Source organism: Arthrobacter sp. 05L45_2 (assembly GCF_056397525.1).
On the sequence record NZ_JBFTNO010000205.1, the window covers coordinates 1 to 5,660 of the forward strand.

Sequence of the window (5,660 nt, forward strand, 5' to 3'; positions counted from 1 at the left end):
TAACAATCCATGCGCAGGCGAAGGCAGTGAGGGCTGAGACGACGATCAGGACCAGGGCCGGACCAATCAGCGTCCGGGGCTGGGGGCGGGTCACAACAATTACTTGTTCGCCCGGGAGGAGCTCTTTACGCATAGCCGCTTTCGCCGGCGGCCTCGCCGGGCGGGGTCCAGGGGCGCAGGTGTACGACGTCGCCGGCGGTCACCACGTGCTCGTGCCCGGCGGCGTCGACCACCAGCAGGGATCCGTATTCATCCAGCCGGCTGGCATGGCCGATGATCTCGTGGTCGCCGGGGAGCTGGGCGCGCACCTGCTTGCCGAGGGTCGTCAGGACGTGCTCCACGCGCTTGTGCAGCGAGGGGCCGCCGGCCATCCCGGCGGCGGGGTCGCCATCGGCGTTGCAGAAGCTGCGGTACAGCGTGGCGAAGCGGGACAGGTAGCTCTTGAGCAGGACGGTCCGGTCCACGGTGGCGGGGCCCTCGAGCAGCACCGAGGTGGCGGTGGGGACCGGGAGTTCTGCCGCCGTCAGGGTGACGTTCAGGCCGGTGCCAAGGATGACAGGGGGCACGGCGCCGTCGCCCATGGGGCCCAGCTGGGCGAGGATGCCGGCGATCTTCTTGCCGCGGACCAGCACATCATTGGGCCACTTGAGTTCGGCCGGAATCCCGGCGGTCTCCAGCAGCGCCTCCCGCAGCGCGAGGGCCGCGAGCAGCGACAGCCATGAGTACGTCTGGGTGGGCAAGGGCCTGCCCTCGGCGTTGACAGGCCGGAGCACGATCGAGACGGAGATGGAGCTGCGGGCCGGCGCTTCCCACTGCCGGTCCAGACGGCCCCGGGCGGCGGTCTGGAATTCGGCGGTGAGCACGGACAGGTCCGGCCAGGCATTGGGATCGACACTCACGCCGCGCAGCAGGTCCGCGTTGGTGGAGCCGGTGGATTCGACGACGGTCAGTTGCGCAATACCGTTCGCGGACAGGAAGGCGGCATCGCCCAGGGCGCCCTGGTCCAGGGGCGGACGGTCCGGTGACTCCTGTGCGTCTTCCATGCTTGAATCCTACCGAGTAACCGCCTGGAGGGCGCCTGGCCAGGCACCGCAGAGCCTCTTAAAGGTGCGAACCCGCCGGAAACTCAGAGGAAAATGTCAGGTACCAGCCGGTCCTCGGGCGCACCAAGGCTGTACGGCGCGAAGTCGGTGACCCCGGCCGCGGCCAGGACCTCCTCGTCGGTGTAGAAATTCCCGCTCCAGCTCCCGGAGGCCGGAATCGCGTTGCCGGCCGTGAGGATGGCGTGGGCAGCGTCGGCCATGATCTGCGGACCGCGGGCGCCGCGGACGATCTGCTCGCCGCCGGGCATATTGCGGATCGCGGCGGTGTCGATCAGGGTGCACGGCCACAGCGAATTCACGCTGATCCCGTCCACCTTCAACTCCTCGGCCAGGCCCAGGGTGGTCAGGCTCATGCCGTACTTGGCCATGGTGTACGCCAGGTGCAGGCCGGCCCACTTGGGGTCAAGGTTCAGCGGCGGGGACAGGGTGAGGATCTGCCCKGCGGTGGATTCGCGCAGCGCCGGCAGGGCGAGCTTGCAGAGGAGGAACGTGCCGCGGACGTTGATGTCCTGCATCAGGTCATACCGCTTCATGTCCAGGCCGTCGGTTTTGGAGAGGTCGATCGCGGAGGCGTTGTTGATGACAATGTCGATCCCGCCGAAACGCTCGACGGCGGACGCCACCGCGCCGGCGACGTCGGCGTCGTTGCGGACATCGCCCACCAGCGGCAGCGCCTGGCCCCCGGCGGCCTCAATCGCCTCGGCCGCGGAGTACACCGTGCCTTCGAGCTTGGCATGCGGCTGCCCGGTCTTGGCCAGGAGCACAATGTTCGCGCCGTCGCGGGCGGCCCGGGTGGCGATCGCCAGGCCGATTCCCCGGCTGCCGCCGGACATCAGGATGGTGCGGCCCGCCAGGGAGCCGGTGGCCTGGTAGGGTCCCTGCGGGCCCGGGTGCTGGGTGCTGTCCGAAGCGTCGTTGCTTGAAGTCATACGCACACTCTAGCCGATGTTACCGGCCAGTAACATAGTGGATTCCCGGGTGGCCGGGCCACAGTTGGGGCGCCGACGCCGGCGGAAGCGGACCAGCCCGGACTCCCGCGGAATGCGGGGGTGCGGCGGGACGTCGAGGGAAAATTGTAGGTTTTCTACAGCGGCTTGGACCAAAACCGTCATTAGACTTGCCAGCACGGCCAGGTTTTTGTGTGGAATCCACTTAAGCGCGGCCGCCGAGCACCAGCACAGAGTACAACCGCTAGAACAACAGAGCCGGAGACACTTGATGAGCCACGATCTGACCACGACCGCGGGAAAGATTGCCGATTTCCGCGACCGCCAGGCCCGTGCCGAGCAGCCCTCCGGCCCGGAAGCGGTCGCGAAACAGCACGCCCGCGGCAAGAACACTGCCCGCGAGCGCATCGACCTCCTCCTCGACGCCGGTTCCTTCGTGGAACTGGACGCCCTCGCCGTGCACCGCTCCACGGCGTTCGGTATGGAGAAGAAGAAGCCGCTGGGTGACGGCCTCGTGTCTGGCTACGGCACTGTCGATGGCCGGCCCGTGGCGGTCTACAGCCAGGACTTCTCCGTGTACGGCGGCTCCCTGAGCCAGGTCAACGGCGAGAAGATCGTCAAGGTCCAGGAGTTCGCGCTCCGCAACGGCTGCCCCGTGGTGGGCATCCTCGACGGCGGCGGCGCCCGCATCCAGGAAGGCGTGGCATCCCTCGCCATGTTCGCGGACATCTTCCGCAACAACGTCCACGCGTCCGGCGTCGTCCCGCAGATCTCGCTCATCATGGGCCCCTCCGCCGGCGGCGCGGCCTACTCCCCCGCCCTGACCGACTACGTGGTCATGGTGGACAAGACCTCGCACATGTTCATCACCGGTCCGGACGTCATCAAGACCGTCACCGGCGAGGACGTGGACATGGAGACCCTCGGCGGCGCACGGCAGCACAACGCCAACACCGGCACGTCCACCTACCTCGCCGCCGATGAGGCGGACGCCGTCGAGTTCGTCCGCGAACTGCTGGACTTCCTGCCGTCCAACAACCTCGCCGAAGCTCCGGTGCTCGAGCACAGCCAGCAGCCGGAGACCGACGACGACGACCTCGCCCTGGATACCCTCATCCCGGACTCCGCGAACCAGCCCTACGACATGCGCAAGGTGATCGAGCAGATCGTCGACGACGGGCACTTCCTGGAGATGCAGTCGCTGTACGCGCCGAATGTCATGATCGGCTACGGCCGCGTCGAGGGCCACACGGTCGGCATCGTCGCCAACCAGCCCATGCAGTTCGCCGGCACGCTGGACATTGCCGCGTCGGAGAAGGCCGCCCGGTTCGTGCGGCACTGCGACGCGTTCAACATCCCGATCATCACCCTCGTGGACGTTCCGGGCTTCCTGCCGGGCAAGGACCAGGAGTTCCAGGGCATCATCCGCCGCGGCGCCAAGCTCCTCTACGCCTACGCCGAGGCCACGGTTCCCAAGCTGACCGTCATCACGCGCAAGGCCTACGGCGGGGCGTACATCGTGATGGGGTCCAAGAAGCTCGGCGCCGACCTCAACCTGGCCTGGCCCACCGCGCAGATCGGCGTGATGGGCGCCCAGGGCGCGGTGAACATCCTGTACCGCCGCGAGCTGGCCGCCGTCGCCGAGGCCGGCGGCGACGTTGAGGCCAAGCGTGCCGAGGTCATCCAGCAGTACGAGGAGGAACTCCTCAACCCGTACCAGGCCGCCCAGCTCGGCTACGTCGACGCCGTCATCGCGCCGTCGGAAACCCGCCTGCAGATCATCAAAGGCCTGCGCGCCCTGCGCGACAAACGCGCCGGCCTGCCGGCCAAAAAGCACGGGAACATCCCGCTGTGACCGCCCCCGACAGCACCGGCGAACCCGGCCTGACGGCACCGGAGCAGCCGCTGCTCGCCATCGCGAAGGGCGAGCCGACGGCGGAGGAACTTGCGGCGCTGACCGCCGTCGTCCTCGCCCTCGGGAGCGGCGAGGCGGCGGCTGCGGAGAAGCCGACCGCGCGGCACTGGATCCGGCGGCAGCAGCTCCAGCTGGCACCGAAACCGGGCCCGGGTTCGTGGAAGCGCAGCCGCGGCTAAGAAAAGTTCAGTAACCCTTTCATAACTGGCCCGGTGCGGCTAGTCTCGATCGGGTGACTACCGAAACAAACCACAACACCTCCCCCGCCACCCCGGTGCCGTCGCGCCCGCAGACCGCGATCGACGGCGTTGCCGACGCGTTCACGGACACGCTGATCCGGCTTAACCCGAGTTTCGCCACCGAGCTGGGCCTGCCGGGCCACGAGACCGAGTACCCGGACTTCTCCCCGGCCGGACACGAGGAGTTCGCTGCCGCCGCGCGCGAGGCCCTCGCCGCGCTGGACGGCCTGGAGCCCGCGGACGACGTCGACGCCGTTACCCTCGATGCCATGCGGGAACGCCTGGGGCTGCAGCTGGAAATCCACGATTCGGGCTGGGACCTGGCCGACCTGAACAACATCGCCTCMCCCGCGCAGGAAATCCGGGCGATCTTTGACCTGATGCCGATGGACACGGCCGCGCAGTGGGACCACATTGCCGGCCGCGCCCACAACGTTCCGCCCGCGCTGGACGGCTACATCGTGTCCCTGCGTACGGCCCGGGACGCCGGCCGCGTCTCCGCGGCCCGGCAGGTGCGGATCGTCATCGAACAGACCACCAAGCACGCCGCCGACGACGGGTTCTTCGCCAAGCTGGCCGCCGAGGCAACCACCGCCGAGGGCCCGCTCCCCGAGGACGTGCAGGCCAAGCTCGACGCCGGTGCTGCCGCCGCCCGCGCTGCCTACGCCCGGCTCGCCGGCTTCCTGGAAGCCGAACTGCTGCCGRCCGCCCCGGAGAAGGACGCCGTCGGCCGCGAGCGCTACGCCCTGGCCTCGCGGTCCTTCCTCGGCGCCACCGTGGACCTGGAGGAGACGTATGCCTGGGGTGTCCAGGAGCTGGACCGCCTGATCGCCGAACAGGAGCGGGTCGCCAACCAGATCCGGCCGGGCGCCTCCATCGCGGAGGCCAAGGAAATCCTGGACAACGACCCCTCCCGCCAGCTCAAGGGCACCGACGCCCTCCGGGCCTGGATGCAGGAGCTCTCCGACAAGGCCGTCGCGGACCTCGCCGGCGTGCACTTTGACATCCCGGAGGCCATGAAGACCCTCGAGTGCAAGATCGCCCCCACCCAGGAAGGCGGCATCTACTACACCGGACCGTCGGACGACTTCAGCCGTCCGGGCCGCATGTGGTGGTCAGTCCCGCCGGGCGAGGACACCTTCACCACCTGGGCCGAGACCACCACGGTCTACCACGAGGGYGTTCCGGGCCACCACYTGCAGGTSGCCACSGCCACYTACCGCCGSGAGCTGCTGAACAAGTGGCGCCGSAACGTCTGCTGGACSTCCGGSCACGGSGAAGGCTGGGCMCTGTATGCGGAGAAGCTGATGCAGGAGCTTGGCTATTTGAAGGATCCGGGCGACCACATGGGCATGCTGGACATGCAGCGCATGCGGGCCGCCCGGGTGGTGTTCGACATCGGCGTGCACCTGGAGTTGGAGGTGCCCGAGCGTTGGGGGTCGGGACAATCCAGGAC

At 68.6% G+C, this 5,660-nt stretch carries 5 protein-coding genes and 1 pseudogene; 3 read left to right on the top strand and 3 right to left on the bottom strand.

Annotation, left to right across the window (positions count from 1 at the left end):
• The 3 genes and pseudogenes from AC1DHD_RS13640 to AC1DHD_RS13650 all read right to left on the bottom strand — a co-directional run.
• Nucleotides 1-133: pseudogene (locus tag AC1DHD_RS13640) on the bottom strand (PH domain-containing protein); the annotation flags it as partial.
• Nucleotides 126-1,043 (bottom strand): biotin--[acetyl-CoA-carboxylase] ligase, encoded by a 918-nt coding sequence (locus AC1DHD_RS13645; RefSeq protein ID WP_476880232.1) that lies wholly within the window; start codon nt 1,041-1,043, stop codon nt 126-128. The pseudogene AC1DHD_RS13640 and the gene AC1DHD_RS13645, both read right to left, overlap by 8 nt.
• Before the next feature lie 83 nt (nt 1,044-1,126).
• Entirely contained in the window at nt 1,127-2,032 is a 906-nt protein-coding gene (locus AC1DHD_RS13650; RefSeq protein WP_476880233.1) for an SDR family oxidoreductase, read from the bottom strand.
• 289 nt (nt 2,033-2,321) lie between these two features.
• On the opposite strand from AC1DHD_RS13650, the gene AC1DHD_RS13655 reads away from it, so the two are divergent.
• The 3 genes from AC1DHD_RS13655 to AC1DHD_RS13665 form a co-directional block, all read left to right on the top strand.
• On the top strand, nt 2,322-3,905 hold the full coding sequence (locus tag AC1DHD_RS13655) for an acyl-CoA carboxylase subunit beta (protein ID WP_476880234.1): 1,584 nt from the start codon (nt 2,322-2,324) through the stop codon (nt 3,903-3,905).
• Entirely contained in the window at nt 3,902-4,144 is a 243-nt protein-coding gene (locus AC1DHD_RS13660; protein ID WP_476880235.1) for an acyl-CoA carboxylase subunit epsilon, read from the top strand. The genes AC1DHD_RS13655 and AC1DHD_RS13660 overlap by 4 nt, the downstream gene beginning before the upstream one ends.
• Before the next feature lie 53 nt (nt 4,145-4,197).
• Nucleotides 4,198-5,660 (top strand): DUF885 domain-containing protein (locus tag AC1DHD_RS13665; protein ID WP_476880236.1); only part of this gene is annotated, 1,463 nt, incomplete at its 3' end.